General features: G+C 65.0%; 28 protein-coding genes. 11 read left to right on the plus strand and 17 right to left on the minus strand.

Features of this window, described 5'->3' with window-relative positions; genetic code table 11:
- The 7 genes from A3E1_RS0112340 to A3E1_RS40005 all read right to left on the minus strand — a co-directional run bounded on the left by A3E1_RS0112340 (position 1) and on the right by A3E1_RS40005 (position 6,688).
- Positions 1–774 (minus strand): HAD-IIA family hydrolase, encoded by a 774-nt coding sequence (locus tag A3E1_RS0112340; protein ID WP_020521076.1) that lies wholly within the window; start codon positions 772–774, stop codon positions 1–3.
- Positions 771–1,805, minus strand: coding sequence for a ferrochelatase (locus tag A3E1_RS0112345; protein WP_020521077.1), 1,035 nt, complete (start codon positions 1,803–1,805; stop codon positions 771–773). Before A3E1_RS0112345 ends, A3E1_RS0112340 begins: the two co-directional genes overlap by 4 nt.
- Positions 1,806–1,815: 10 nt before the next feature.
- Positions 1,816–2,580 (minus strand): enoyl-ACP reductase FabI, encoded by a 765-nt coding sequence (gene fabI / locus A3E1_RS0112350; RefSeq protein ID WP_020521078.1) that lies wholly within the window; start codon positions 2,578–2,580, stop codon positions 1,816–1,818.
- Between the two features lie 25 nt (positions 2,581–2,605).
- Complete coding sequence (fabG, locus tag A3E1_RS0112355) at positions 2,606–3,319, minus strand: 3-oxoacyl-ACP reductase FabG (RefSeq protein ID WP_020521079.1); 714 nt, start codon at positions 3,317–3,319, stop codon at positions 2,606–2,608.
- A gap of 584 nt (positions 3,320–3,903) precedes the next feature.
- Positions 3,904–4,839, minus strand: coding sequence for a VWA domain-containing protein (locus A3E1_RS0112365; RefSeq protein WP_026208353.1), 936 nt, complete (start codon positions 4,837–4,839; stop codon positions 3,904–3,906).
- Positions 4,836–5,687, minus strand: coding sequence for a DUF58 domain-containing protein (locus A3E1_RS0112370; RefSeq protein WP_020521081.1), 852 nt, complete (start codon positions 5,685–5,687; stop codon positions 4,836–4,838). Before A3E1_RS0112370 ends, A3E1_RS0112365 begins: the two co-directional genes overlap by 4 nt.
- Positions 5,684–6,688 (minus strand): AAA family ATPase, encoded by a 1,005-nt coding sequence (locus A3E1_RS40005; protein WP_040390797.1) that lies wholly within the window; start codon positions 6,686–6,688, stop codon positions 5,684–5,686. Before A3E1_RS40005 ends, A3E1_RS0112370 begins: the two co-directional genes overlap by 4 nt.
- A gap of 272 nt (positions 6,689–6,960) precedes the next feature.
- Here A3E1_RS40005 and A3E1_RS0112380 point away from each other — a divergent pair, with 272 nt between their 5' ends.
- The 5 genes from A3E1_RS0112380 (at position 6,961) to A3E1_RS0112400 (ending at position 10,634) form a co-directional block, all read left to right on the plus strand.
- Complete coding sequence (locus A3E1_RS0112380) at positions 6,961–7,146, plus strand: hypothetical protein (RefSeq protein ID WP_020521083.1); 186 nt, start codon at positions 6,961–6,963, stop codon at positions 7,144–7,146.
- 18 nt (positions 7,147–7,164) lie between these two features.
- Positions 7,165–7,668 carry a PH domain-containing protein gene (locus tag A3E1_RS0112385; protein ID WP_020521084.1) on the plus strand — a complete coding sequence of 168 codons (504 nt, stop codon included), beginning with the start codon at positions 7,165–7,167 and terminating at the stop codon, positions 7,666–7,668.
- Positions 7,665–9,260, plus strand: a complete 1,596-nt coding sequence (locus A3E1_RS0112390) for a PH domain-containing protein (protein WP_020521085.1) — start codon at positions 7,665–7,667, stop codon at positions 9,258–9,260. Before A3E1_RS0112385 ends, A3E1_RS0112390 begins: the two co-directional genes overlap by 4 nt.
- A 208-nt stretch (positions 9,261–9,468) precedes the next feature.
- The gene (locus A3E1_RS0112395; RefSeq protein WP_020521086.1) at positions 9,469–9,849 is read left to right on the plus strand and encodes a thioesterase family protein; all 381 of its coding nucleotides are present in this window, start codon (positions 9,469–9,471) and stop codon (positions 9,847–9,849) included.
- Positions 9,846–10,634, plus strand: coding sequence for an MBL fold metallo-hydrolase (locus A3E1_RS0112400; protein WP_020521087.1), 789 nt, complete (start codon positions 9,846–9,848; stop codon positions 10,632–10,634). The genes A3E1_RS0112395 and A3E1_RS0112400 overlap by 4 nt, the downstream gene beginning before the upstream one ends.
- Here A3E1_RS0112400 and asnB read toward each other — a convergent pair.
- Positions 10,591–12,534: an asparagine synthase (glutamine-hydrolyzing) gene (gene asnB / locus A3E1_RS0112405; protein ID WP_020521088.1), complete on the minus strand. Its 1,944-nt coding sequence runs from the start codon at positions 12,532–12,534 to the stop codon at positions 10,591–10,593. The two genes, A3E1_RS0112400 and asnB, sit on opposite strands and share 44 nt — an antisense overlap.
- Positions 12,535–12,594: 60 nt before the next feature.
- On the opposite strand from asnB, the gene A3E1_RS0112410 reads away from it, so the two are divergent.
- Positions 12,595–14,055 (plus strand): aminopeptidase P family protein, encoded by a 1,461-nt coding sequence (locus A3E1_RS0112410; protein ID WP_020521089.1) that lies wholly within the window; start codon positions 12,595–12,597, stop codon positions 14,053–14,055.
- A 116-nt stretch (positions 14,056–14,171) separates the two neighbouring features.
- On the opposite strand, the gene A3E1_RS40010 is transcribed toward A3E1_RS0112410, so the two are convergent.
- The 4 genes from A3E1_RS40010 to A3E1_RS46045 form a co-directional block, all read right to left on the minus strand.
- Positions 14,172–15,038, minus strand: coding sequence for an LLM class F420-dependent oxidoreductase (locus tag A3E1_RS40010; RefSeq protein ID WP_040390811.1), 867 nt, complete (start codon positions 15,036–15,038; stop codon positions 14,172–14,174).
- Positions 15,039–15,453: 415 nt separating this feature from the next.
- On the minus strand, positions 15,454–15,810 hold the full coding sequence (locus tag A3E1_RS46040; RefSeq protein WP_157631481.1) for a hypothetical protein: 357 nt from the start codon (positions 15,808–15,810) through the stop codon (positions 15,454–15,456).
- Between the two features lie 97 nt (positions 15,811–15,907).
- Positions 15,908–16,867: a pirin family protein gene (locus A3E1_RS0112420; RefSeq protein ID WP_020521091.1), complete on the minus strand. Its 960-nt coding sequence runs from the start codon at positions 16,865–16,867 to the stop codon at positions 15,908–15,910.
- Positions 16,868–16,889: 22 nt separating this feature from the next.
- Positions 16,890–17,240: a VOC family protein gene (locus tag A3E1_RS46045; protein ID WP_020521092.1), complete on the minus strand. Its 351-nt coding sequence runs from the start codon at positions 17,238–17,240 to the stop codon at positions 16,890–16,892.
- Between the two features lie 85 nt (positions 17,241–17,325).
- Between A3E1_RS46045 and acnA the strand changes: the two genes are divergently transcribed.
- Positions 17,326–20,034: an aconitate hydratase AcnA gene (gene acnA, locus A3E1_RS0112430; protein WP_020521093.1), complete on the plus strand. Its 2,709-nt coding sequence runs from the start codon at positions 17,326–17,328 to the stop codon at positions 20,032–20,034.
- 48 nt (positions 20,035–20,082) lie between these two features.
- Here the strand turns inward: acnA and A3E1_RS0112435 are convergent, their stop codons facing one another.
- From A3E1_RS0112435 to A3E1_RS0112450, 4 genes are all read right to left on the minus strand, one after another.
- Positions 20,083–20,514 carry a hypothetical protein gene (locus tag A3E1_RS0112435; protein ID WP_020521094.1) on the minus strand — a complete coding sequence of 144 codons (432 nt, stop codon included), beginning with the start codon at positions 20,512–20,514 and terminating at the stop codon, positions 20,083–20,085.
- Between the two features lie 4 nt (positions 20,515–20,518).
- Positions 20,519–21,421 (minus strand): serine protein kinase RIO, encoded by a 903-nt coding sequence (locus tag A3E1_RS0112440; RefSeq protein ID WP_020521095.1) that lies wholly within the window; start codon positions 21,419–21,421, stop codon positions 20,519–20,521.
- 134 nt (positions 21,422–21,555) lie between these two features.
- Positions 21,556–22,221 (minus strand): HAD family hydrolase, encoded by a 666-nt coding sequence (locus A3E1_RS0112445; RefSeq protein WP_020521096.1) that lies wholly within the window; start codon positions 22,219–22,221, stop codon positions 21,556–21,558.
- A 63-nt stretch (positions 22,222–22,284) separates the two neighbouring features.
- Positions 22,285–23,538: a DUF2637 domain-containing protein gene (locus A3E1_RS0112450; protein ID WP_020521097.1), complete on the minus strand. Its 1,254-nt coding sequence runs from the start codon at positions 23,536–23,538 to the stop codon at positions 22,285–22,287.
- 218 nt (positions 23,539–23,756) lie between these two features.
- Between A3E1_RS0112450 and A3E1_RS0112455 the strand changes: the two genes are divergently transcribed.
- The 4 genes from A3E1_RS0112455 to A3E1_RS0112475 all read left to right on the plus strand — a co-directional run bounded on the left by A3E1_RS0112455 (position 23,757) and on the right by A3E1_RS0112475 (position 26,610).
- Complete coding sequence (locus tag A3E1_RS0112455; protein ID WP_020521098.1) at positions 23,757–24,329, plus strand: TetR/AcrR family transcriptional regulator; 573 nt, start codon at positions 23,757–23,759, stop codon at positions 24,327–24,329.
- A 135-nt stretch (positions 24,330–24,464) separates the two neighbouring features.
- Positions 24,465–25,361, plus strand: a complete 897-nt coding sequence (locus A3E1_RS0112465; protein ID WP_020521100.1) for a TIGR04222 domain-containing membrane protein — start codon at positions 24,465–24,467, stop codon at positions 25,359–25,361.
- Positions 25,358–26,173, plus strand: a complete 816-nt coding sequence (locus A3E1_RS0112470; RefSeq protein WP_020521101.1) for a DUF692 domain-containing protein — start codon at positions 25,358–25,360, stop codon at positions 26,171–26,173. The genes A3E1_RS0112465 and A3E1_RS0112470 overlap by 4 nt, the downstream gene beginning before the upstream one ends.
- Positions 26,170–26,610: a hypothetical protein gene (locus tag A3E1_RS0112475; RefSeq protein WP_020521102.1), complete on the plus strand. Its 441-nt coding sequence runs from the start codon at positions 26,170–26,172 to the stop codon at positions 26,608–26,610. The genes A3E1_RS0112470 and A3E1_RS0112475 overlap by 4 nt, the downstream gene beginning before the upstream one ends.
- On the opposite strand, the gene A3E1_RS47070 is transcribed toward A3E1_RS0112475, so the two are convergent.
- Positions 26,599–26,763 carry a hypothetical protein gene (locus tag A3E1_RS47070; protein ID WP_020521103.1) on the minus strand — a complete coding sequence of 55 codons (165 nt, stop codon included), beginning with the start codon at positions 26,761–26,763 and terminating at the stop codon, positions 26,599–26,601. The two genes, A3E1_RS0112475 and A3E1_RS47070, sit on opposite strands and share 12 nt — an antisense overlap.
- Positions 26,764–26,781: the final 18 nt, after the last annotated feature.

Consider the following 26,781-nt stretch of genomic DNA (forward strand, 5'->3'; position numbering starts at 1 on the left):
CTAGACCTCGTCGAGAAGATCCGCCACCGACGAGATCACCCGGGACGGGCGATAGGGGAAGCGTTCCACGTCGGCCTTGGTCGCGATTCCGGTGAGCACCAAGATGGTGTGCAGGCCCGCTTCCAGTCCACACAGGACATCCGTGTCCATGCGGTCGCCGATCATGGCCGCGGTGCGCGAGTGCGCGCCGATGCGGTCCAGCGCCGAGCGCATCATCATCGGATTGGGCTTGCCAACAAAATACGGTTCGATGCCCGTGGCCTTGGTAATCATCGCCGCGACAGAGCCGGCCGCAGGCAGCAGACCCTCGTTTGATGGGCCGGTCACGTCAGGGTTCGTGCAGATGAAACGGGCTCCCTTGGAGATGAGCCGGATCGCCGTCGTGATCGCTTCGAAGCTGTAGTTGCGGGTCTCCCCCAGCACGACATAGTCAGGATCGAAGTCCGTCATGATGTAGCCAGCGCCGTGCAATGCCGTGGTCAGGCCGGCTTCACCAATGACGTAAGCACTTCCGCCGGGGCGCTGATCGGCCAGGAACTGCGCGGTCGCGAGCGCCGAGGTCCAGATCGCTGTTTCCGGCAGGTCAAAGCCGATCCGCGTCAGTCGCGCGTGCAAGTCGCGCGGTGTGTAGATCGAGTTGTTCGTCAGGACCAGAAACGGTTTGCCGGTCGCCCGCAGCCGGTTGATGAACTCGGGCGCGCCAGGAACCGGCACTCCCTCGTGCATGAGCACACCGTCCATATCGGTCAGCCATGCTTCGATTTGCCTGGTCATTGCGCGACCACTCCTCTGCGAGCCGGCGCCGGGCAGCATTGGCTGGCGCAAAAATCCCAATGATCGAGGGTACCCAGCTGACGCCGCCCCGCATCAGTCGGCTGGACCCGTTCCTGCACCAGCTCGCGCACCATCGTGACGAACCTCGCATCCGTGCCTGGAGTCTTCGCCCGCGCGAACCCCATGCCCAGCTGGCGGGCCGTCGCCGCGGCTTCCTCGTCGAGATCCCAAATGACTTCCAGGTGGTCGGACACGAACCCGATCGGGCACACCACCACCTGCGCGACACCTTCCTTGGCCAGCTGGTTCAAGTGGTCGTTGATGTCGGGCTCCAGCCACGGCGTGCCCGGGGCGCCCGAGCGGCTCTGCCACACCAGATCCCAGTCCACATGCGACATCGCCCTGCTCGCGACCAGCCCCGCGGTTTCGGTCAGCTGCCGGGAGTAGCGGTGGTTGTGGTCCGGTCCGCTCGAGGAGTCCATGGATTGCGGAATGGAGTGTGCCGTGAACACGAGCCGGGTGGGGGCGTCGGGGTCCAGGGTGCGGAAAGCCGTGCGAACAGCGTCAGCGAACGGCTCCACAAAGCCCGGGTGATCGTGGAAGTGCCGCAGTTTGTGCACGACCGGGGCACCTTCGCCGACGGCCCGCCGCGCACGGTCGAGGTCTTCCCAATACTGCCGGCACGAGGAGTACGAGCCATACGCGCTCGTGGCGAACGCCAGTGCCCGCTGCACACCGTGATCACGCATCTGCGCCAGGGTGTCTTCCACCATCGGCTTCCAGTTGCGGTTGCCCCAGTAGACGGGCAGCTCCAGGCCGTGGGCGACGAAGTCGGCGCGAATGGCCGTGACCAGCTCACGACACTGCTGGTTGATGGGTGACACCCCGCCGAAGCGCATGTAATGCTCGGCCACTTCGGCCAGCCGCTCCGGCGGGACACCTCGTCCTCTGGTCACGTTCCGCAAGAACGGGAGCACCTCATCGGGGTGCTCCGGCCCGCCAAAAGAAAGCAGCAGGAACGCGTCATACATAGTTGCCAGACTACGCACCTACGGCGTGGTAGCCCCCGTCGACGTGAATGATCTCGCCGGTCGTCGCCGGGAACCAGGACGACAGCAGGGCGACTACGGCTTTAGCGGTCGGCTCAGTGTCCGTGAGCGCCCAGCCGAGCGGGGCGCGTTCCACCCACGACTCCTCGAACTTCTCGAAACCGGGGATCGACTTGGCTGCCATGGTGCGCAGCGGGCCGGCCGAAACGAGGTTGCTGCGAATGCCCTTGGGGCCCAGGTAACGAGCGAGATAGCGCGACGTCGACTCGAGGCCCGCCTTCGCCACACCCATCCAGTCATAAACAGGCCAGGCGATGCTCGCGTCGAAAGTCAGCCCGACGATCGAGCCGCCCTTCTCCATGAGCGGCAGCGTGGCCATGGCCAGCGCCTTGTAGGAGTAGGTCGACGCCTGAACCGCCTTCGAAACGTCCTCCCACGGTGCGTCAAGGAAACCGCCGCCGAGCACGGACTGCGGCCCGAACGCGATCGCGTGCACGACACCGTCAAGCGAGTCGAACCCGACACCGCGCACCCGGTCGGCCAGCGAGCCAAGCTGCTCGGGGTTCGTGGCGTCGAGTTCGAGGACAGCGGCTTCCTGCGGCAGGCGCTTGGCGATCCGTTCCACTAACGACATTCGCGGGAAGCCGGTCAGCACGACCTTCGCGCCTTGCTCCTGCGCGAGCTTCGCGACGTTGAACGCGATCGACTGCTCTGTGATCACGCCTGTGACCAGGACGCTCTTACCTTCTAACAGCACTTTTTCTCCTGTAAGCGTTCGGTTTTCAGTGACCCATGCCCAAGCCGCCATCGACGGGAATTACCGCGCCGCTGATGTAGGCGCTGGCGTCACTGGCCAGCCACGTCACCGCGGCGGCCACTTCGTCGGTCGTGGCCATGCGGCCAGCCGGAATGCTCTTGAGGATCTCGGCCTTGCGGTCGTCCGACAGGACATGCGTCATATCGGTCTGGATGAATCCGGGAGCGACCACGTTGGCGGTGATGTTGCGGGACCCCAGCTCCCGCGTGATCGACCGCGCTATCCCGACGAGGCCGGCCTTGCTCGCCGCGTAGTTGACCTGTCCTGCCCCGCCAGACAGGCCCACCACGGACGAAATGAAGATCATGCGACCCCACTTCGCCCGCAGCATCTTGGAACTCGCCCGCTTGGCGCACCTGAAGGCGCCGGTGAGGTTCGTGTCCAGTACGCGGGTGAATTGGTCTTCTGACATGCGCAGCAGCAAGGTGTCGTCGGTGATCCCGGCATTGGCCACGAGCACCTCGACCGGGCCCAGCTCATTTTCGACCGTGGTGAACGCGGCATCGACCGCCGCGCTATCCGTGATGTCACAGGTGACCCCGAAGACCTCCGGGGCCGCGCTCTGATCGAAGGTGCCGCGATGGGTGATCGCCACCCGGTCGCCCTGCTTGACGAAGGCCTGGGCGATAGCCAGGCCGATGCCCCTGTTGCCACCGGTCACGAGCACGGTACGGGCCACTTTTAAGCTCCTGTCGCGTTCCGTCATGGGATACCCGCTCACCCTATGACTCCCGCCGGCCGCCGCACGCCACCGCCCTTTACCGAAAACCGCCTAAAGAAGTTGTAGAGGTCCTACAAGCCGGCGCCACCTTGGTAACCGGGCGTAGTTGTGGATATGCCCGAACAGGCGAAGTGGACACTAGAGTCCGGTAAGGTAACATCCAACAGGTTTCAGCCAACCCGGCCCAAGGAGGTGAGTCGCTATGCGAGATAGCGATCCTCCTAGTCATGGCCGGGCATCTAGTCCGCTGCGCTGAGTAACCGTTTCTTGGCGACAGCCGCCTGGTCGTGACTTCAAGTGTGCGAAGTCGGTGCGTCTTCTTCTGACACGCGCCACCCTGCCTATTTCCGCCCGTAGCGGCGGTGTCTGACAGAACGCCACTGGAGTGTGTGCCATGAACCGTTACGTTGCCCCCTTGGGCTTCACCCTCGCGGCCACCTGGGTCGTCGCGATCTTCATGCTCGTCAGCACGCGCTGAGGAGCCAGCTATGCCTTCACATAGACAGCGAACCGTTTGATCCACATCCACTAGCCGGTGTGGATCAAACGATTCGTGGGGTCCAAAGCAGACTGAACACGCCGGATAGCAACGTCAGCAGCAGTGCCGCCGCCGCGAACCAGGCTGTCAGCTCGACTGGCACAAGGCGCTTGCCCAGTGACGATCCCATGTCTTTGTAGACCTGCTTGAGTTCATCAGCGGTCGCCGCCTCGTAGAAGAACCCGCCCGTCGTCTCGGCCAGTCCGGCGAGGGCCATCCGGTCCACCGGCACCCGCTGCATCTGCCCGGCGATGTCGACCACTCCCTCATCCGTCCCAAAGGCGACGGTCGACACCGGCACGCCGGCCTCCGACGCGGCCGCCGCCGCTTCCTCAACCTCACGGCCATAGGTGCGGTATCCGTCTGACAGCAACAGAATCCGTGCTGGCACACCGTCTTCCACGGCTCTGATCGCGTCGAGTGACGTGAACACCGCTTCCCCGGTCGCGGTCGCCTCCTGGAGCTCCAGCGTGTCGAGGGCGTCCAGCACCGCCTGCCGGTCCGACCCGGGCGACACCAAGACCTGAGCAGTCCGTGCGAAGGTCACCAGACCGAGGTTGTACTTGGCGGGCAGCTCAGCGACAAACTGTTTAGCCGCCAGCTGCGCCGCCTCGATGCGGCTCGGCGCGACGTCAGCCGCCTGCATCGACAGTGACACGTCGATAGCGAGCACGACGGTCGCCTGCTCCAGCTGCCGTTCCATGTCCACAGCGGGCTTGGCGAGACTGAACACGAGCGAGACGAGCCCGGTCAGGAACACTCCCGCGGCAAGGTAACGCCGCCAGCCAATTCCCTTTGGTACCAAGCTTTTCAGCAGCTCCACATTGGAGAAACGGACCGCTGTCTTGAGTCTGGTCCGCTGACGCCACGCATAGCCTGCGGCCAGTCCCGCGACGGGCACCAGCGCGGCCAGCCACTGCGGCTCAAGAAATCGCATCATCTTTGCCTCCGCCGGTGCCGTTGCGCGGCAACGAATTTCACCATGCTGGCCAGCCAGTCCCCATCCGTGCCAAGCCTCAGGTGCCGTGCGCCCGACCCCCGAATACGTTCCGCGATAGCCGCTCGCTGCGCGCGGGCAGCCACGGCATAACGCTCACGCAACGAGGGGGTCGTCTGGACACAATGGACGCTCCCCGTCTCGGGATCGACAAGTTCCAGCACCCCAACGTCAGGCAGGTCTAGCTCACGCGGGTCGGTCAGCTCGATCGCGAGCACGTCGTGGCGGGCCGATAGCTTGCGCAGCGGGCGTTCCCAGTCCTGGTCAAGAAAGTCCGAGATGACAACGGCAAGACCGCGCCTGCGCGGCGGGCGGTTCAGCGCGTCCACGAGAACCGCCAGCTCCGGAAACGGTCCGTCATAACCCGCGGCCGTCTTCAAGATGCGCAACGATGCACCGCGCCCTCCCCTGGCCGGAACGCACGACGAACCGATCACGGCGCCCACCCTGTTCCCGCCACGGATCGTCAGTTGCGTCATCGCTGACACCGCGATCAGCGCGAGGTCCCGCTTGAGCATCTTCGCGGTGCCAAAAGCCAGACTGGGCGACAGATCCACGGCTAGCCAGGTCTCCAGTTCCCGGTCGGCGACGGTCAGGCGCACATGTGGCACGGTCGTGCGTGCCGTGACCGGCCAGTCCATCCGGCGCACGTCGTCTCCGGGCACGTAGGCACGCGACTCCCCCGCCTCACTGCCCGGCCCGGGAAGCAACCCGAGGTAGTCCCCTTGCAAGAGTCCGTCAAGCCGCCGGGAAACCTTGAGCTGCAACCGGTTTAGGACTGCGGAAGTCATGATTGCTGGCGGGGAGTGACCGCGGGCAGCGGGACTTCGGCGAGGATGCGTTCGACGATGGCGTCCGGGGCGATGTCGTCGGCGAGCGCGTCGTAGCTCAGGACGAGCCGGTGCCGCAGCACATCGGGCGCGATGTCGAGGACGTCTTGCGGCAGCGCGTAATCGCGGCCGCGCAACAACGCTAGTGCTCTAGTCGCGCGCACGAGACCGAGCGACGCCCGTGGGCTAGCGCCGTATTGGATCAGCGGGGCCACATCGGCCAGGCCGTTTTCCGCCGGCTCCCGTGTCGCCAGCACCACCCGCACCGCGTAGTCGACGAGAGCGTTGTGCACGAACACGTTGTCGGCGCGTTGCTGCAGCGCCGCGAGCTCGGGCGAAGTCAGGACCGGGGTGGCGCGCGGTGCCGAACTTCCCATCCGGTATACGATTTCTCGTTCTTCACTGCTTGTTGGGTACCCAACGAGCACTTTCAAAAGAAAGCGATCGCGCTGGGCTTCCGGCAAGGGATAGACGCCCTCCTGCTCGATCGGGTTCTGGGTCGCCATCACCAGGAACGGGTCGGGCAGCGGGTGGGTGCGCCCACCGAGCGATACCTGCCGCTCGGCCATCACCTCAAGCAGCGCCGACTGCACTTTCGCCGGGGCGCGGTTGATCTCATCGGCGAGCAGGAAGTTGACGAAGACCGGGCCGAGCTCGACATCAAATTGACCATCCCTGTACAGACGCGTTCCGACGATGTCCGACGGCACGAGATCGGGCGTGAACTGGATGCGGGCGAACGATCCCCCCGAAACCTCAGCGACCGTTTGCACGGCAAGGGTTTTCGCGACTCCCGGCACACCTTCCAAAAGGCAGTGCCCTCTGGCGAGCAGCGCGGTGAACATCCGCTCCACCAACCGGTCCTGGCCGACGATGACCTTCTTCGTCTCGAAGATCGCCTTTTCGAGCACTGTCGCGTCAGCCGCCGGTGCGGGCAGGGGGTTTTCCGCGAGAGTGGTCATCAAGTCCTCCAGAACGTCCTCCACAGCGGACAGTTGATAACCAGCCTCGCATAGTACGTCCTGAAATGAGGCGATTCGCTCCAGTCGCTACTCTCAGAAATGGATCAGTTACACAAAATCAGCCAAACGGAGGGGCTCACCCCCCTTTCGTTTCCGGCGGACCCGTGGTTAATATTTCCGCGTTGCCGGGCGGCTTCCCCCGTGGCCGCCCGGCACGCCACACCTTTACCGAGCCGGCCGGCTCGGTTTTTTGTTGCCCTAGGCTGACCGTCGTGGATCCGATCTGTTCGAGCAAGGGCTGCCGCAACGACGCGACCTGGGAACTGCACTGGAACAACCCCAAGCTGCACACCCCGGAGCGGCGCAAGATCTGGCTGGCCTGCGACGAGCACCGCGCGAGCCTTTCAGCATTTCTTGAGGCGCGGGGGTTCCTGCGCGAGACGGTCGCGCGGACCTGATCCTCTACAGTCGAGGTTGTGGATTCACCTTCGCTCAGCGCGCTCGACCCGTGGCCACAAACCGTCCAATGGCGGCCTGTCTCCTCCCGGCTTATCGCCTCTGAGCTGACCCAGCGAGCAATTTGGCTCGTGATCCTGCTCGGGGTGGCATTAACGACCTGGTTGATCTGGGAATCGTGGTGGTCACTAGCGGCCGGTGCCGCGGTTCTGGTACTCAACATCATCGGCGCTGTCGTCGATGTGCGGGCGGTCCGCGCCTACGGCTACGCCGAACGCGAGCGTGACCTGCTCGTCCGCCACGGCCGGATGATCAGGCGGCTGTCCATCGTTCCTTACGCCCGCATGCAGTTCGTCGACGTGACAGCTGGACCGCTTGAGCGGGCCTTCGGCATCGCCACGGTCCGCCTGCACACCGCCGCGGCCGCCAGCGACGCCACGATCCCGGGCCTGGAACCAGCCGAGGCGACCCGCTTGCGTGACCGCCTCGCCGCCCTAGGCGACGACATCGGCGAGGGCCTATGACCACCGAACCCCCGCCGGCACCGGGCACCCCGTCGGCTGAGGACGCCCCACCCACCTCCAGCACGCAGCCGCCAAACGCGGGAAGCCCGTCAGCTCCGGGCACCCCGTCAGCCTCCGGCACAAGCCCAGCGACGGCGACCGGCGCGCGGCTACCGGCTTCCAGCGAACAGCCGTCCACTTCGGAGCCAGCGGCCTTCAGCCCGCCGTCCTCGGCAAGTGGCGCAACTGCGGCTGGTGCGGTTCCGGGAACGCTTGCCACGCAAGGTCCGGGCGGCACTGGGCCTGGCGGGGAGGTGCCGGCGAATGGGGCGGGCCGGCAACGGCTGCACCCGATCAGCCCTGTCCTCAAAGGACTCCGGCTGCTGATCCTGGCTGTCGTCGCCATGTCGTGGCGCACGCTGGAACAGCTCGACTTTGGCCGCTGGCTGCTGCTCGTGGCCGGGTTGATGGTCGTGCTGCTGGCCTACTCGGCTGTGGCGTGGCGCTTCACGGGATATGAGGTCGCGCGGCGCGAGTTGCGGATCTACGAAGGCGTGCTGTCGCGGCGCGTGCGCACGGTGCCGTTGGAGCGATTGCAGGCGATCGAAGTCGTGCAGCCGTTTCAGGCCAAGCCATTCGGGCTCGCTGAGCTGAAACTGGACGTCGCGGGGACGCAGAAGGCCGAGGCGCCCTTGGCTTACCTTCCGCTGGCGCAAGCCCGGGCGCTAAGAGCGCAGCTGCTAGCCCTGTCCGCCGGGGCCGGCGGCGCCACGCAGGCTCCAGAGGAGCCGGCGGCCGAGCCGGTGCTTCGCGTGGACAACAACGATGTCGTGATCAGCCAGCTGCTGACGCCTCCGGTGCTGCTCACGCCGATCGCGGTGCTCTACATCGTCGGCCAGCTGGTCTTCAACGAGGACTTCAGCTTCTTCTCCATCGCCTCGATGATCACTGCGGCCGCGGCCACTATCTTCACGCCGATCATGCGGACGCTGAACTTCTGGGACTTCCGCCTCGGGCGTACGCCTGACGGCAAGTTGCGTATCAAGCATGGCCTGCTCACGACACGGAGCCAGACGGTACCCATTCGCCGCATTCAATCGGTCACGGTGACCTGGCCGTTCCTGTGGCGCCTCAAGGGCTGGCTGCGCGTGACGATGGCGGTCGCTGGGCAGAGTTCGTCCGCTGAAGAAGGCCGCAAAGCCGAAACGGACCGCCTGCTGCCCGTCGCCACGCTGGCTCAAGCGCACGAGATCGTTCCGCTAGCGGTGCCTGGCGCCGACCCTTCGAACCTTCCTTTCACGACGGTGGTGCCCCGCGCCAAGTGGATCGCCCCGTTCCGCTCCCGCGTCCTGGCCGCTGGCCTGACCGAGCACGTGTTCGGCAGTGTCGACGGCCGGGTGACCCGCACCCTGACGATGGTTCCCTACGAACGCATCCAGAGCATCCGCATCACGCAGGGACCTCTGCAACGGCGGCTTGGCCTGGCGACCGTGCACGCCGATGTCGCGGGCGGAACCCCGGTCAGTGCTCCACACCGGACGCTCGAACAGGCCTATGCCTGGGTCGACGAACTCGAACGCCGCACCTTCACCGCTCGTTCGGCGGCAAGCTAGAGCGGCTCCGGTCCAGCCAGGCAGGAAGAGGTTGGACCGGAGCCGCGGCTACCCCCGAGCGCCTGCGTATCCCCCGTGGTGCGGGCGGTCGGATAGGCTGGCCGGCTGGCAGAGCCGTATTACGAATGTCGCGGCACAAGCCCTGTTCGGCAAGGCATCCGGACAACCTCGAACACTTCCGAACAGCCGCTCCATTAGGCTGAATGGCATGACTTCACCGCTCGCCCCGGGCCTGACCGCCACCGTCGCGCTAGCCGTGACCAGCGCCGACACCGCGATCGAGCTAGGCTCAGGCGACGTTCCCGTGCTGGCGACACCACGCGTGGTCGCGCTCACCGAGGAGGCGACGGTCGCCGCCATCGCTCCCGCGTTGCAGGATGGCCAGACGAGCGTCGGGACGCGCGTCGAGCTGGACCACAAAGCGGCGACCCCGGTCGGGCGCACCGTCCTGGCGACCGCGACCCTGACCGAAGCCGACGGCCGCAAGCTGACCTTCGAGGTCAGTCTCACCGACGGTGAAACCCTTGCCGCCCAAGGTGTCGTGCACAGGGTCGTCGTCGACCGGCAGAAGTTCCTGGACCGGCTATGACCGCCTTCAGCGAGATCGCCGATGGGGTGTACGTGCTCGCGCACCCGCAGTTCAACATCAATGTCACTCTGATCACGGGCACGGAAGCGGCACTGCTCGTGGACACACTGTCCACTCCGGAACAAGCGGCCGATCTGCTGGCCGAAGTCCGCGACATCACGTCGGCTCCGCTTTCCGTTGTCAATACGCACTTTCACTTCGACCACACCTTTGGCAACGCGACCATGCCTGCCACGGCGATCTGGGGACACCCATCCTGCGCCACCGAGTTGACCGATCGTGGTGAGCACTGGCGGCTCAAGTGGGAGGCCGAATACGGCATCGATCTCGGAGGCGTCGTGATCCGCCCGCCGGATCGGCTCGTGCGCACGGCACAGGTGCTGGATTTGGGCGGCCGCGACGTGACGCTCAGCTATCACGGGCGTGGCCACACAGCGGGCGACCTGGTCGTCCGCACGGGCAACGTGCTCATCACCGGCGACCTCACGGAGCAGGACGCCCCACCGTCTTTTGAGGACGCCTACCCGCTGGACTGGCCGGACACTCTCGCCGCGCTGCTTTCCTTCTGCACCAACGAGACCGTCGTCGTGCCCGGCCACGGTTCCGTGAGCGATAGGGAGTTCGTCAAGCGACAGCACGACGACCTGACCCGGCTCGACTGGCTCATCCGCGAAGGGCACGCCGACGGCGCCCCGGTTGCCCGGATCGCCGCCGCCGCGCCGTTCGCTTCGGAGATCGCTGTTAGGCGAGGGTTTGCTCAGCTGGACGGTTCACTGGCGGTTTAGTGAGCAAGGCTGAGGCGTTGCGGGTGATGCCTGGGTCGAGCGTCTTCGTGACGAAGATCGCGTGCCACACGCAAAACACCAGCACGGTCCAGATCTTGCGGGAGTTGTCGGCACGGCCAGCCTTGTGATCGCGCAGCAACTCGTCCACATAGGACAGATCGAGCAGGTCACCGGCACCCGAGTTGTGCAGGATGTCGCGTGCCCACTGGTACATCTCCCCCGCCAGCCACACCCGCGTCGGCACCGGGAACCCGAGTTTGGGCCGGTTCACGATCGCTGGCGGAACGACCTGTGCCATCGCCTGGCGCATCGCCCACTTGGTCGTGCGTGAACCCGGCGGCACCTTCAGCGCCTGCGGCAGTTTCGACGCCACCGCCCACACCTCACGGTCGAGGAACGGCACGCGCAGTTCAAGCGAGTGCGCCATCGACATGCGGTCGGCCTTGACGAGAATGTCCCCGCGCAGCCACGTGCTCATGTCGACGTATTGCATCTTCGTCACGTCATCGAGACCGTCAGCCGCGGCCTCGGCGTAGTAGGGGCGGGTGATGTCGGTGTAGCGCGCTCCACCGGAGTTGCGCTTGAGCAGACGGCGGATCTCGTCATCGGCGGCGAAGATGCGCGCGTTGCCGCTGAACCGCTCCTCGATCGGGGTGGTTCCCCGTTCCAGGAACGACTTACCTCGTACACCCTGGGGAATGGCTTTTGAAACGGCTCTTAAACCCCGCTGCATCGGGCTCGGCAGTCGCGTGAGCATGGCCAGGGACAACGGCTCGCGGTAGATCAGATAGCCACCGAAGAACTCGTCGGCGCCTTCGCCACTGAGCACCACCGTCACGTGCTCTGCCGCCGTCTTGGCGACGTAATAGAGCGGAACCAGCGAGGGGTCCGCGACCGGATCGTCAAGGTGCCAGACGATGCGGGGCAGGGCTTCCATCATGTCGTACGCGTTGATTTTCGTCGGGATCGTCGTGACGCCCAGGTGGCGGGCTGATTCCTGCGCGATATCGATCTCGGAGTAACCGTCCACATCGAACCCGACCGTGAACGTCAGGATGTCCGGGTTGAACTCACGGGCCAGCGCGACAACGGAAGTTGAGTCGATCCCGCTGGACAGGAAAGCACCGACGGGCACGTCAGAGCGCATGTGCATCTTGACGCTCTCGCGCAGTGTTTCCTTGATCTCGTGGAAGATCCGCTGGTGGTCTTCCATCGGGGTCGGGTGGAAGATCGGCCGGAAGTAGCGCCGGATCGCCATCGTGCCACCGGGTTCCCAGGTGAGGGACTCACCGGCGCCGATGCGCTTGATTCCACTGTGGAGGGTCGCCGGTTCCGGAACGTATTGGAACGTCAGCAGGTGCGACAGCTGCACCGGGTCGATTTCGCCGTCGCAGAAAGGCAGCAGTGCCTTCTTCTCGCTGGCGAGGAACAGACCGTCAGCAGTCTGCAGGTAGTGCATGGGCTTGATACCGAAGTGATCCCGCGCCCCGAAAGCCCTCCGCTGCTGCCGGTCCCAGATCACGAACGCGAACATGCCCCGCAGGCGATCCAGAACGGCCTCGCCCCAGTGGTGGAATCCGGCGACAACAACCTCACCGTCGCCGTTGGTAGCGAACTCCGCGCCGAAGTCGCGGATCAACTCCTCTCTTAATTCGAGATAGTTGTATATTTCGCCATTAAACGTGAGCAGGTATCTGTCCAGGTAAGGCAAGGGTTCCTTGGATAAATCGACGTCAATGATCGACAGCCGCTTGTGCGCGAAGACGACATCCTCATCGACAACTTGGACCCCGGTGTCATCCGGACCCCGATGATGCAGCTGCTCAAGGGCTTCCGCAATCCTCGCCGGAAAGCCGCCAACCGTCCCAGTACTACTGAAAAACGCTAAGATGCCGCACACTGGCCCATCCTCCCACAAATAACGCCGCAGTAAGCTCTTTCTTAAAACGGTGGAGGAGTCATGGCGGTTGCAAGTCAGCCGGGACAAAATTCCGGCAGTGAGGGAACTGAGTCACACGACCCGGCCTACCCGGCCAAGTTCCTAGAGTTCATGCGCACTGGGTGGCGCGATACCGAGCTTGCGGTAACGCTCGCACCCGAGGCGTCCAACTACGCTCAGCGGCGGGCCGCGGTGGCTGCCGCGTTCCCGGGCGAAACCCTGATCATCCCGAGTGGTCATGAAATGGTGCGGGCCAACGACACCGCCTTTCCTTTCCGCCCGGGCAGCGACTTCGTCTACCTGACCGGCGAGCACGAACCCGAAAGTGTGCTGGTCCTGCGCCCCGGCGGCGCGGCCACGCTCTACATGCGGCCGCGCTCCCCGCGTGACACTGACGAGTTCTTCAAGGACCGGGTCTACGGCGAGCTGTGGATCGGCCGCCGGCACACGCTCAAGGAGAAATCTGCTGAGCTGGGCATCGAGTGCGCGCACCTCGACGAGCTGTGGGCCATCCTCGATGACCTTGCCCCAGCTAGGGCCCGGGTCCTGCGTGGCTTCGACAAGCGCGTCGACCAGGCGGTCCGCCAGGTCACGGCGGAGCGCGATGACGAACTGGCCGCGGTGATCTCGGAACTCAAGCTCGTCAAGGACGCGTGGGAAATCGCCCAGCTCCAGGACGCGATTGACGCCACGGTGCGCGGCTTCGAGGACGTCGCGCGAATCCTGCCCGCCGACCGGGCTGTTTCAGAACGGCTCGTCGAAGGCATCTTCGGTTTGCGCGCACGGCACGACGGCAATGGCGTGGGCTACAGCTCCATCGTTGGCGCCGGATCGCACGCGGCCATCCTGCACTGGATCCGCAACGACGGCCAGATCACCCCGGGCGACCTGCTCCTGGCCGACATGGGCGTTGAGGGACGCAATCTCTACACCGCCGACGTCACCCGCACCCTGCCGGTTTCCGGCCGTTTCACCAAAGCTCAGCGCGATATTTATGACATCGTGTACGCCTCGCAGGAGGCCGGAATGGACTACATCAAACCGGGCGTCAAGTTCCTTGATGTGCACCAGGTTTGCATGCGTGTCCTGGCCGAAGGCCTGCACGGCCTTGGCATCCTGCCGGTCAGCGTGGACGAAGCCATGGAGAAGGACTCCGTCCTTTACCGGCGGTGGACCTTGCACGGCTTCGGGCACATGCTCGGCATCGATGTTCACGACTGCGCTGGCGCCCGCCCGGAGAAATACCGCGACGGCACCCTCGAAGAGGGCTATGTCCTGACCAACGAGCCCGGGCTCTACTTCCAGCCCGAGGATGAACTGGTCCCGGCGGAGCTGCGCGGCGTCGGCGTTCGCATCGAGGACGACGTCCTTGTGACCGCTGACGGCTGCAAGATCCTGTCAGACGGCTTGCCCCGTAAGGCAGACGATGTCGAGACCTGGCTTGGCACTCAGCGTTCGCTCGGTCTCCGCTTGCCCGGCTGACCGTTAGCGCCAAAGGCCCGCGCCCGGTTCGCCCGGTGCGGGCCTTTGCGTCTTCCGCTTTGCGCGCAGCGTTAACTGCTTCGCGGGACGCCTTTGCTCTGCTTACATAGAGGCACTCAGCTGATCTCGCGGGTCGGCAGGCCGATGAGGTGAGCGACCTCCGCGAGAGCGGCGATGTGGGAGTCCACACCCACCGCTCCAAAGCCCATGGTGTTGACCGTGACGTGAGTGGCACCGGCGAGGCCCCAATTCGTGACCGCCTCCGCGGCCGCTTCGGCGCCCCGGGTCACGCCCACGCGGCCTTCCATGCCAAGGGTTTTAGGATCACGGCCAGCTGCTTCGAGCACCTCTTTGGCGTGACTGAGCTTGGGCCCCGGCTGATAGGGCGGGAACCATCCGTCGGCGATTTTGGCGATGCGTTTGAGAGCCGGTTCGGAACCTCCGCCAATCCACACCGGAATCGGGCGCTGCACCGGAAGCGGCGCCAGTCCCGCACCGGTCACCTGTTCGTATCGTCCCGTGAACGTGACAGTCCGCTGCGTCCAGAGCTGGCGCATCAACTCGACTTGCTCCGTCAGGCGCCTGCCGCGGTTGGTGAAATCCTTGCCCAGCGCGTCATATTCCACCTTGTTCCAGCCGAGCCCCACGCCGAGCCGGAAGTTCCCGCCCGTGAGAATGTCGACTTGCGCGGCTTGCTTGGCCAGCAGGGCTGTCTGCCGCTGCGGTGCCACGATCACGCTCGTGACCAGCTCCAGTCCCGTGATCGCGGCCAAGTATCCAAACAGGACAAACGGTTCGTGGAACGTGCTGTCCACGTCATAGGGCCCGTCCCAGCCGGGATGATGCTCTGGATCAGCGCCGAGCACGTGATCGTAGGCGAGGATGTGCTGGTAGCCCAGCTCCTCAGCAGCCGCCGCGTAGGCGCGGATGACCACGGGATCGGCGCCGATTTCCGTCTGCGGGAACACCACTCCAACCTGCACACGCCCACGGTACTGGCCGGGCAGCGCCCCGGGTTGGACGGTGTTGACTTGGTGTTGATCCACATCCCTATCCGTGATCCACATCCGCTGGGACGTGATCGAAAGGCGATTTGATCACGTCGGGCGGGATGTGGATCACTTGGAGTCCAATGTGGACACCGGCCGGCGGGCAGCGCCCGGCGGGCGGACACCGGCGGGCAGCGGGCAGCGCCCGGCGGGCGGGCGGGCGGGCAGCGCCCGGCGGGCGGACGGACGGACACCGGCGGGCGGACGGACGGACACCGGCGGGCGGACGGACGGACACCGGCGGGCGGGCGGACACCGGCGGACAGTGCCCGGCCGCCTAGCGCCAGAGCATAGGAGACGGGGCTAACCGGTGCCGCGACAGCAGGTTAGCCCCGAGATGGAGGAACGATCAGCCGCCAGGAGGAAGGGGCGGGAGTGGTAGTTCCGGCAACCCGGGGACCGGGAGGCCAGGAACAGGCAGGCTGGGCACGGGCAAGCCGGGCACCGGAAGACTGGGGACGACCGGCGGCAGGCTGGGCACGCCGGGCAGTCCAGGAACACCTGGCAGCCCCGGCACACCAGGGAGTTCAGGCAGGCCCGGAACCCCTGGCACGCCAGGCAATCCGGGAACTCCAGGCAGTCCGGGAACCCCTGGTGCGCCTGGAACACCTGGCAGCTCAGGCAGCGGCAAGCCGCCGAAGATTAGGTCAAGCACTGTTCCGAGCAGGTCACCGACAAGGCCTAGTAAGCCACCGAGCAGGTCCACGGAACTCACCTCCGGGAAGGGGTCGCGGGGGATTGCGACACTATCCCGATGCTATGAGTCTTAAGTCCGTTTTGTCCATGCCCTGATAAGTGAACGATCAGAGAACGTCGTGCCCCGGGTGCGGTTCTGCTGGGATAACACCCAGCCGGCCGGCCTGGAAGTCCTCGTAAGCCTGCACAAGTTCCGCGCGCGTGTTCATGACGAACGGGCCATAGGCCATGACGGGCTCACGGATCGGCTGACCGCCCAGGATGAGCACGTCAATCGGCTCCTTCGCCGACGCCTGAACCGTGATCACGTCACCGGTGCCGAACATGGCTAGCTGTCCCAGCCGGACGTCCACCTTGCGTGGCCCCACGGTGCCGCTGCCGGCGAGCGTGTAAACGAGAGCGTTGAAGCCGGGGTTCCAAGGCAGCCGCAACTGCGCACCGGGCGACAAAGTCGCGTGCACCAAGGCGATTGGCGTGTGTGTAACGCCCGGACCTTCAAAGCCCGCAACGTCACCGGCGATCACGCGCAACAGTGCCCCACCGTCCGGAGAGGACAGTAGCGAGACCTGGCCCGCCCGGATGTCCTGGTAGCGCGGGTCGGTCATCTTCAGGCGAGCGGGCAGGTTCACCCAGATCTGGAAGCCATGGAAGAGCCCGCCCGACATGACCAGCTCCTCCGGCGGAGCCTCGATGTGCAGCAGGCCGCTGCCAGCGGTCATCCATTGCGTGTCGCCGTTGGTGATCAGCCCACCGCCGCCATTGGAGTCCTGATGACGGAAAGTCCCGTCGATCAGGTAGGTCACGGTTTCGAACCCACGGTGCGGGTGCCATGGCGTGCCCTTGGGCTCGCCCGGCGCGTAGTCAACTTCGCCCATCTGGTCCATGTGAATGAACGGGTCCAGATCACGCAGGTCCACCCCGGCGAACGCCCGCCGGACAGGGAAACCTTCGCCCTCGAAACCCGTGGGTGCGGTCGTCACGGACGTGACGGCGCGATCACGCGCGGCCTCCCCTGGCTCAGGCAGACGCGGCAGGATCAGCGGGTTGTCCACGGTTACTGCTGGCATACGGCCTACTATAGTTGAAGATTCAACATTCCACAAACTCTATGCGGTTGCCATGGCAATCATTCGTGTGAAACCGGCGCATACCGATCTCGTCATTTGCCCAAACTACTGGATATCCAGCGGTTTCCAGGCGGGAAGCCAGGGAATCCAAGTCGGGACGGCCCAGGGCGGGATGAGCCTTGCGAGCCGGGCGGAAGTCTTCCTCGACGCCTAGGTGCAGCTCACTTCCGTACTCATCGGTGAACCAGCACCCGCCACGAACGGCAAGGACGGGCGGCTTGGGTTTTTCCGTCATTCCGAGAACACCGACGTAGAACTCGCGAAGTGCATCCTCGGTCCCGGCCGGGCAGGCAATCTGTACGTGGTGCAACATGTGGGAAGTCTGTCATGCAGGTTGCGATTTTAACAAGACGGACGTACGGTTTAGAAAAATCGGGCAACAGCGTTAGGAGTAGGCCGTGGCGAGCCTCGACACCTTCGGTGCCAAGAGCCAGCTCAGCGTCGGTGACGCGAGTTACGAGATCTTTGAGGTCTCCAAAGTGGAGGGGCACGACCGGCTCCCCTTCAGCTTGAAGATCCTGCTGGAAAACCTTTTGCGCACCGAGGACGGTGCGAACATTACGGCTGATCACATTCGCGCCCTCGGATCGTGGGATCCCAAGGCGGAGCCAAGCGTTGAGATTCAGTTCACGCCGGCCCGTGTGCTCATGCAGGACTTCACCGGTGTGCCTTGCGTCGTTGACCTGGCCACCATGCGTGAAGCCGTGCGGGACCTGGGCGGAGATCCGTCCAAAGTGAACCCGCTCGCGCCTGCTGAGCTCGTGATCGACCACTCCGTGATCGCGGACGTGTTCGGCCGCCCCGACGCCTTCGAGCGCAACGTTGAGATCGAATACGGCCGCAACCAGGAGCGCTATCAGTTCCTGCGCTGGGGTCAGACCGCCTTCAACGAGTTCAAGGTCGTGCCGCCGGGCACCGGCATCGTGCACCAGGTCAACATCGAGCACCTCGCTCGCGTGATCATGCCGCGCGACGGCCAGGCCTACCCCGACACGGTCGTGGGAACGGACTCGCACACCACCATGGTCAATGGCTTGGGCGTACTCGGCTGGGGTGTCGGTGGCATCGAGGCCGAAGCCGCGATGCTCGGACAGCCCGTCAGCATGCTGATCCCCAAAGTGGTCGGCTTCAAGCTGCACGGCGAACTGCCCCCCGGCGCGACCGCGACCGACCTCGTGCTGACCATCACCGAGCAGTTGCGTAAGCACGGTGTGGTGGGCAAGTTCGTCGAGTTCTACGGCACGGGTGTCCCCAGCGTCGCCCTGGCAAACCGGGCCACGATCGGCAACATGAGCCCTGAGTTCGGCTCGACTTGCGCGATCTTCCCGATCGACCAGGAAACCATCACCTACCTCAAGCTCACGGGACGTAGTGAAGCGCAGCTAGCCCTGGTCGAGGCTTACGCCAAGCAGCAGGGCCTGTGGCATGACCCGTCGGTGGAAGCGTCCTATTCGGAATACCTCGAGCTGGACCTGTCCACGGTGGTGCCGAGCATCGCCGGGCCTAAGCGCCCACAAGACCGGGTTTCGCTGACCGATGCCAAGACCGCCTTCCGCGCCTCGCTCCCTGACTACGTCAAGGACGATGGCGTGGACGAGTCTGGGCTGGAAAGCTTCCCCGCCTCGGACTCACCAACGCACACGGAGATGCGGGCGACCAACCCGACCCCGGTCACCGCGCCGGATGGGACGGTTTACCACCTCGATCACGGTGCCGTGGTGATCGCCTCGATCACGAGCTGCACCAACACTTCCAACCCGCAGGTCATGATCGGTGCGGCCCTGCTCGCCAAGAAGGCCGTCGAACGCGGCCTGACCGCGAAGCCGTGGGTCAAGACGACACTCGCCCCAGGGTCCAAAGTGGTCACCGATTACTACGCGCGGGCCGGGCTCACGCCGTACCTCGAAAAATTGGGTTTCCATCTTGTCGGTTATGGCTGCGTGACCTGCATCGGAAACTCGGGCCCGCTCAACGACGAGATCAGTACCGCGATCAACCAGAACGACCTCGCGGTGGTGTCTGTCCTGAGTGGAAACCGCAACTTCGAAGGCCGCATTCAGCCTGACGTCAAGATGAACTACCTGGCGTCGCCCCCGCTGGTCGTCGCCTACGCGATCGCCGGCACGATGGACCTCGACCTGACCCGTGAACCGCTGGGCGTTGACCCGAACGGCAACGCGGTCTACCTCGGCGACATCTGGCCGACGCCGCAGGAGATCCAGGAAACCATCAACGGTGCGGTGAACGCCGAAATGTTCGCCAAGGGCTACGTTGACGTGTTCGCGGGCGACGACCGGTGGAAGAACCTGTCGACGCCGACCGGCAACACGTTCGCGTGGGATACCTCGTCGACATATGTGCGCAAGCCCCCGTACTTCGAGGGCATGGCCCCGCAACCGGCACCGGTCACCGACATTCACGTCGCGCGGGTGCTGGCCAAGCTTGGTGACTCGGTCACGACCGACCACATCTCGCCGGCTGGCTCGATCAAGGCGGACTCCCCCGCTGGGCGTTACCTCACCGATCACGGCATCGACCGCAAGGACTTCAACTCCTACGGTTCCCGCCGGGGTAACCACGAGGTGATGATCCGCGGCACCTTCGCCAACATCCGGCTGCGCAATCAGCTGGTGCCGGGGGTGGAAGGCGGCTTCACGCGCAACCACCTCACCGGGGCGCAAGAGTCCATTTACGACGCTTCACAGGCCTACCAAGCCGCAGGGGTACCACTGGTGATCCTCGCTGGCAAGGAATACGGCTCTGGTTCGTCACGGGACTGGGCCGCCAAGGGAACGGCATTGCTTGGTGTGAAGGCCGTCATCGCCGAGTCCTACGAACGGATCCACCGCTCTAACCTGATCGGCATGGGCGTGCTGCCGCTGCAATACCCGGCTGGGCAGACCGCCGATTCGCTTGGCCTGACTGGCTCGGAGACGTTTGAGATCACCGGCGTCACCGCGCTCAACGATGGCCAGACGCCACGCACGGTGCGGGTCAAGGCCGACAACGTGGAGTTCGACGCGGTTGTGCGCATCGACACTCCCGGTGAGGCTGACTACTACCGCCACGGCGGCATCCTGCACTACGTGCTGCGCAAGATGGTCTAATTACGACAGTAGGACGAGGGGGCTGGTTATCCGGCCCCCTCTTTCGTCTTAGTCCAGCATCCACTCACGCACGAGCGCACCGAACGGGGTCATCTGCACAGCGACGACGGCACCCATCATGACGGTGCTCACGAGCAGCATCCGGTGCATGCGGCCCGACTTCGCCTGCGCGATCAGCAAAGGAATCGCGGCGAGAAGCAACAGGGCGCCCGGCAACAGTCCGAAAAGGACAGTCAGCAACACCGGCAGGTGAAGAATCTGGCCCGCACCATCGCCTAGAGGCAGAACGTCCTTGGGGTCGCGCATGTCGCCGCCACTAGCGAAGGGCCAGAAGCCAAGGCCGCCATAGTCAGCGGCCGCCAGAAGCAACAGGACGAGGGCCCAGAGATAGATGCCCCAGAGCAGCGTCTGCAAGACGGTCAGGACCCGCGCCATGGACGCGGTATCGGTCCTGACCGCCAGCGAAGTGGCCTCAGTCATGGGGTTACCGTACCCCAGCCTCCGCCAGTAGTTCTGCCGTGATCGATGCCTCGTCGAGGCCTTCGATGCCCCGCGCGGCGAACCACGTCACAACGTTGTGCACGTCCCGCTCGAGGAACCGCTTGCCCTGTGGATTCGCCACAAGGTCAACGATTTGCGGCAGGTCGATAATCATCAGCCGTCCCTCGTGGACGAGGATGTTGTAGGGCGACAGGTCGCCGTGGGTGTAGCCAGCCCGTGCCATGACGGTCAGCGCTAGCAACATTTGTTCCCACAGGTCGTGCAGCTCAGCATCCGTCCCGCGAACGTTGGCCAGGCGCGGCGCGGCCGTGCCGTCGGGTGTGCCGAGGTATTCCATAAGGACTTCCGTGCCCAGGATTTGCACCGGGTACGGAACGAACGGCTTGACGCCGAGCTGCTCGCAGATGTTCCACAAATGGCACAGGGCACCAAATTCGGCGACCGCCCACTGCCCCGCGATGGCTTCCTTGCCAAACGCGCTGCGGCTTGCCATCGCCCGGTTGACGCGGGATTCCTTGACCCGCCGGCCTTCCAGGTAACCAGAGTCGCGGTGGAACATGCGGTGATCGTGGCTGCGATACCGCTTCGCCACGAGCATGCAGCTGCGATTTGTCCCCGGAATCGCGCGGGTAACCAAGCAGGCGTCGGCTTCTTTGCCGGTTTTCAGCACGCCATGCTCAGTGTCGACCGCGGCAAGATCGGTGACGAGCCACTCCGGGTAAGGCACCGGACCGCGCTCGGTTGGGCTGGATAGATCCCATGTGGACCAACGGTCGCCGTGTTCAGGCTTATCCGGTGTCTCGTCCCACTCGGGATCTTCAGAGAAGTATTTTTCGTAGGTTGTGTCTAGATCGTCGTCATCGAAACGACGGGATTGCTTACGCAACTTTGGGCTCCATTGAGAGAAGAAAGAAGAAGATTCGAGACCGGGGTGCAGCGCACAACAACGACAGTCATCACAGGAATCAGCTCCTTCCTCTTCGCCAGAGCGAACACAACGCTGGTTAGCCTAACAAACGATCAGCGCATGCGGTACTGCGGATCCGCGGCGAGAACCTCGGCGACCGCTTGGATCGCGCCGTCTGCCACGCGAGTTGGCCCAAAACGTGGCTCAACCCACCTTCTGCCCCGGTGGATCCACACGCTCGGGATGCCGATCGTCGTGGCCCCACCGATATCGGCTTCCGGGCCATCGCCGATCATCCATGCACCGCGCAGCCGCATGCGCACCCGCTCCGCCGCGATCTCGAATATCCGCGGGTTCGGCTTGCGGCAGTCAACCTCTTGCGAGATCACCCAGTCGGCCACGAACCGGTCCAGGCCGGTGTGGCGGATCTTCGCCTCCTGCTGGCGGGTTTCACCGTTGGTAACGATCACGGGAACCCAGCCAGCGTCGGCGGCGATCCGCAGCGCGGCACCGACCATGGGATCGAACTTCGTGCTCGCGATCTGCCCTTCGTGTAACTCGTCAACAATGTCGACTACAGAGGTGCGTAGCCGGTACCTCTCCTTGATCGCATCGGCCAGATCCCAGCGGGAAGTCATGCCATCGGCATCGGCATCCACCAGCCAGTCCAAGTCATAGGCCGGTGCACCGAGATCTGCGAGGAACAGGGCACCCCAGGCCCGGAACGCGGCGTCCCGGTCCACGAGGGTGTTATCTAGGTCCAGCAGCAACAGGGGCACGCGGGCACGATACGTGACTCAAGACACGCTGGTGAAGCCCCCACCGGCCCAGAACATGAAACTTCACATGAGATCAGCGTCCATTCCCACGATGTCTCTGCTGCGAGCAGCCTTGATCTGGTCCCGGGCCCATTGATCCGAGGGCCTGAAGCCGAATTGCTGATGCGCCCAGTCGCGAACTTGACCCGGCATGACCGGTTCGCCCATGGCGAGCGCCTCGGCGATCATCCGCTGTGTTTCGTCGCGCCGGTTGTCCCACAGCGGGTGTTTTCCCATCGGCTCACGGCCGTTCTGGAGCGGGAAAATCGACTCGAGTTCGGCGCGCTGCACCGGATCGAGCACCGGCTGCGAGCCCGTGGGCGTGCGCAGGGCGTCGGCGTGGTTCTGATCCGGGTCGCGCAGCGCCGGAGGCTGAGCGTGCTGCGGTGATTGCTGCTGTGGCACGGAAGGGTAAGGCCGGTGCGCGACCTCGGGACGCCGGCCAGCGGTGGCCTTGGCGCGCCTGACTTCCGCTTTCGCGTGCACCTCAACGAGTTTGGCCTGCTGCTCCTCGCGGACGCGCAGCGCACCGTCGAGACGGCGCTGGCGCTTGGCGTCACGGACCGCTTCGAGATGGTCGAGTGCGTTGCGAACGCTCGGCCTGATGCCCTCGTCTGGCGGGTGCACGATCCACGCACGCCGCGCGGCGAAGGTCGACATGGGTGCGTAAACCCAGCGCTGGCCAAAACGCGGGTAACGCGTCTTGAGCGCGACTTCGTCGTCGTAACCGGCCATGAACTGATCGAGCAGCTCGTGGAACATCGCCATGCCAGCCATGGAAAGGAACGCCAAGTAGGCACCGGCCCAAATCGAATACTCGTCGCGGCCGTGCACGAAGTTGAGCACCGCCGACATCGTCGCGGCGGCGAACACGATCTTGTAGGCGCGGCCAGGGTGCCTGCCGCGCTTGACGGCCACGAAGGCCCAAGCTCCAAAAGAGACGCTGATGCCGTCGAGGCTCAGCGGAACAAGCATGTTAGTCCAGTGATTCCAGCCCATCACATCCTTGGCGAAGCCGGTGAGGCCGATGAAGGACACGCCCATAACGGCGAGCCACACCAGCAAGGACGGGATCAGGGCAGCAAGGAAAAGGGCGGTGTCTTTGACTTTCTCCTTGCGGCTGGCGAAAGCCTCGGGATGTGCCAAGCGGTGCCCACGGCGTTTGCCCGCCGCACGGGCCAGCGGCACGCCGATCACCAGGGAGACGCTCAAGATGGCCACCACTAGCACCATCACCCAGGTCGGTACGTTGGTCGCTGTCAAATCGGACAGGTCCACTGTGCATCCTTCCTATACGTGACGCCGAGGGATTCTTCCATGCGCGGATGACATTGCGCGCGCGGCCACACGTACACGTGTGCCATCCCGTGTTTGTGCCGGTCACGGTGTGCATTCACTCGCTGGCCTAGGCCGGCCTCGTCGACCTGGCACACCGCGTCGGGTCCATTCCGTACGTACGGATTGCACAGCCTCCCCTGACCTGGGAAGATCAGCACGTGCCCAGGGTCAGCCAGGATCAGCTCGACGCCCGCCGCCAGGAGATCCTTGCCGCGGCCAGAGCCTGCTTCGCGCAATACGGCTACGAGGGCGCCACTGTCCGCCGTCTCGAAGAGGCCACCGGCCTGTCCCGTGGGGCGATCTTTCACCACTTCCGTGACAAAGAGTCACTGTTCCTCGCGGTCGCCGAGGACGACGCGGTCGAGATGACGGCCACGGTCGCCGAGCACGGCCTGGTGCAAGTGATGCGCGATCTGCTGGCTAGGGCGTCTGATCCGGACTCGGCGGGCTGGCTTGGTACCCAATTGGAAGTCGCCCGGAGATTGCGCACCGACCCAGATTTCGCCCAGCGATGGGCCGCACACGACGCGGCCATTTCTGGCGCGACCCAGCAACGGCTGCAGCGGCAGTCGAGCGCCGGAACCTTGCGCGATGATGTCCCGCTTGAAGTGCTGACCCATTTCCTTGAGCTGGCCTACGACGGCCTGGTCAAGCGGCTGGCCATGGGCGGCGACGCGGGCGAGCTCGGCCCGGTGCTCGACCTCATCGAGGAGACGGTCCGGCGCCGCTAGCGCGTCTCCGTTACCCTGCCGGGCATGGGATCCGTCAAACCCTGGCACTTGATTTTGCTGATGTGCCTGTGCGTTTCCGTCACCGCGATGATCGCCGCCGTGATGGTCGTCGTCATGCGGAAGAAATGAGGCGTCATGCCAGACACCTGGGGCATTTCTGGGCCGCTATTCCTGGCGTTCTATATCACCACCGTCGTGGTGGTGCTGCTGTTCACGCTTAGCCACCGGCGGCGGATCTTCAAAGGTGACAAGCCTGGCGCCCAGACCGATCTGCCACCAGCCCAGCTCGGCTTCCTGCGCGACGGCCCGGTGCGGGCGATCCAGACCTCTCTGACCTGGCTGCGCCGAAACGAGGCGATCTCGATTGGCGAACTCGGCCGGTTCAGCCGCCGCGGTGGCGCCCCGGTAGGTGCGTCCGATGTGGACAGTGCGGTCCTGATGGCCGTGGGCTCAGACCGGACTGTCATACAGATCCAGCGCGATACCGGCGTGCGCGCGGCGCTGGAGCGTGTGCAACGCGACCTCGAAAACCGCGGGCTGCTGCTGACCCAAGACGACCGTGAGTCAGCCCGCAAGGGCGTCTGGGTCTTGTTGCTGCTGCTCGGCTTGGGCACCTGGCGCTTCATCGCCGGCGTCAGCAACGACAAACCGGTGCTCTACCTTTTCCTGACGCTGACGGCACTGGCTGTCATCACCATCGTCATGCTGGCGCACCGGCCCCGGCTGACCCGCGCGGGACACGAGCTTATCGCGGCGAAAACCCGGGAATTTGAGCACTTGAAGCCCTCCTACCGGCCGTCGTGGAACACCTACGATCCAGCGATGACCGCTGTGGCCGTGGGGCTGTTTGGCACCGCGCTGCTGTGGGAGGCCGATCCCCTGCTGGCCGCGCACACCGCCGCGATCAACCAGCGTGCCGTGGCCGCGAGTTCGAGCACCACGGGATGCAGCGTGGGCGGAGATTCCGGCGGCAGCGGTGGCGGAGACGGTGGCGGCGGCGGAGGGTGCGGCGGCGGAGGCTGCGGCGGATGAGCAGCCCGCTGGCAGGACGGGGCACCGGCATCGGCTGGCGGCCCGAAATCGCTGGCGTTGCCGCGGATCTGCCCGGCCTGCGGTTCACCGAGGTGATCGCGGAATCGCTGCATAGCGGTGTGCCGCCGGCTCTTTCGGCGCTTGCGGAGCGTGGGGTCGCGGTCGTGCCGCACGGCGTGAAACTGTCGCTGGGCGGCACCGATGAGCCCGATCCGGGACGCGTCAGCCACTTGGCCTGGTGTGCCGAGGTTCTCGGCGCTCCGCTGATCAGTGAGCACATCGCTTTCGTGCGAGCGGGCGGGCTAGAGGCGGGGCATCTGCTGCCTGTCCCCCGCACACGGGAGCAGGCTGATGTGATCGTCCGCAATGTCTTGCGTGTCAAGGAATCCGTGTCCGTGCCGATCGCCCTTGAGCCGATCGCGGCCCTGTTCAGCTGGCCCGGCGATGAGCTGACCGAGGCAGAGTTCCTCACCGACATTCTCGACCGTACGGGTGCTTGGCTGTTGCTCGACGTGGCCAACTGCTACGCCAACGCCCTCAACCGCGGCGAAGATCCACTGTCCAGTGTGGAGCGACTGCCGCTGGAGCGGATCGCCTACATGCACGTGGCGGGTGGGCGGAGCGCGGATGGCTATTACCACGACACGCATACCGATCCTGTCCCGCGCGAAGTGCTTGACCTGCTTAAGGCGATCCCTGGTGCACCGCCGGCCCTGCTGGAGCGCGACGGAGCCTACCCGGCCGCCGAGGTACTGAAGTCCGAATTGGACGCCATCTCACACGCCTGCGGCCACCCCGTGATCACCTCATGACGCTCGCGGAACGGCAGGCCGCTCTCGTACGAGCCCTTGTGACGGGCGCGGAGATCCCGCCCGGCTTCGCAGCACCCGCGTTAACGGCCACCAGAAGCGCGCTGATGCGCAAACGCGGCGCGGAGGTGGCCCAGGTGTGGCCGCGTCTAGCGGAAAGCCACAACGGACGATGGCTGGAGGCATTCGGCGCGTGGGCCGGTCAACGGGCGCCACTGGGTTCGTTGCGCGACGGGTGGGACTTCGCCCGCGACCATCCGCCACAGACCGCGCAAGCACGCCTCGAACTCGCGTTACGCGAGGCCACGTTCGCCTACGACGGGACAACCGCACCACGGCGGCGAAAGCTGCCAGTGGTGCGGCTAGTCCGAGCGCACCGCCGTCTCGCAGCCGTCATTCAAGCCGGCGGGCGCTGCAGGGTGATTGGCTCAGTGTTCTGACCCGGAAAACGGCTGCGGCGGCTCGGTCGTCTCTCTGGGATCGTGCTCGGCACCGCCCTTGCTGGTGTCCTCCCGGCGGCGGGCGCGGTCGCGCTCGGCTATCTCCTGCAGGTGCCTGGTTGCTTCCTCGGCTGCCTCGTCGCGTTTGGTCATGATTCGGGCATACCCACG

The organism is Catelliglobosispora koreensis DSM 44566, from assembly GCF_000379685.1.
Taxonomy (GTDB): Bacteria; Actinomycetota; Actinomycetes; order Mycobacteriales; family Micromonosporaceae; genus Catelliglobosispora; species Catelliglobosispora koreensis.

Bases quoted from the DNA above. Each gene is read 5' to 3' on its own strand.
- A3E1_RS0112400 (WP_020521087.1), top strand. From the start codon at position 9,846: ATGACCGCCTTCAGCGAGATCGCCGATGGGGTGTACGTGCTCGCGCAC.
- A3E1_RS0112410 (WP_020521089.1), top strand. From the start codon at position 12,595: ATGGCGGTTGCAAGTCAGCCGGGACAAAATTCCGGCAGTGAGGGAACT.
- A3E1_RS0112340 (WP_020521076.1), bottom strand. From the start codon at position 774: ATGACCAGGCAAATCGAAGCATGGCTGACCGATATGGACGGTGTGCTC.
- A3E1_RS0112470 (WP_020521101.1), top strand. From the start codon at position 25,358: ATGAGCAGCCCGCTGGCAGGACGGGGCACCGGCATCGGCTGGCGGCCC.
- A3E1_RS0112390 (WP_020521085.1), top strand. From the start codon at position 7,665: ATGACCACCGAACCCCCGCCGGCACCGGGCACCCCGTCGGCTGAGGAC.
- A3E1_RS0112395 (WP_020521086.1), top strand. From the start codon at position 9,469: ATGACTTCACCGCTCGCCCCGGGCCTGACCGCCACCGTCGCGCTAGCC.
- A3E1_RS0112465 (WP_020521100.1), top strand. From the start codon at position 24,465: ATGCCAGACACCTGGGGCATTTCTGGGCCGCTATTCCTGGCGTTCTAT.
- A3E1_RS0112435 (WP_020521094.1), bottom strand. From the start codon at position 20,514: ATGACTGAGGCCACTTCGCTGGCGGTCAGGACCGATACCGCGTCCATG.
- A3E1_RS40005 (WP_040390797.1), bottom strand. From the start codon at position 6,688: ATGACCACTCTCGCGGAAAACCCCCTGCCCGCACCGGCGGCTGACGCG.
- A3E1_RS46045 (WP_020521092.1), bottom strand. From the start codon at position 17,240: ATGTTGCACCACGTACAGATTGCCTGCCCGGCCGGGACCGAGGATGCA.
- A3E1_RS0112475 (WP_020521102.1), top strand. From the start codon at position 26,170: ATGACGCTCGCGGAACGGCAGGCCGCTCTCGTACGAGCCCTTGTGACG.
- A3E1_RS0112370 (WP_020521081.1), bottom strand. From the start codon at position 5,687: ATGACTTCCGCAGTCCTAAACCGGTTGCAGCTCAAGGTTTCCCGGCGG.
- A3E1_RS0112365 (WP_026208353.1), bottom strand. From the start codon at position 4,839: ATGATGCGATTTCTTGAGCCGCAGTGGCTGGCCGCGCTGGTGCCCGTC.
- A3E1_RS0112345 (WP_020521077.1), bottom strand. From the start codon at position 1,805: ATGTATGACGCGTTCCTGCTGCTTTCTTTTGGCGGGCCGGAGCACCCC.
- A3E1_RS47070 (WP_020521103.1), bottom strand. From the start codon at position 26,763: ATGACCAAACGCGACGAGGCAGCCGAGGAAGCAACCAGGCACCTGCAG.
- A3E1_RS0112420 (WP_020521091.1), bottom strand. From the start codon at position 16,867: ATGCCAGCAGTAACCGTGGACAACCCGCTGATCCTGCCGCGTCTGCCT.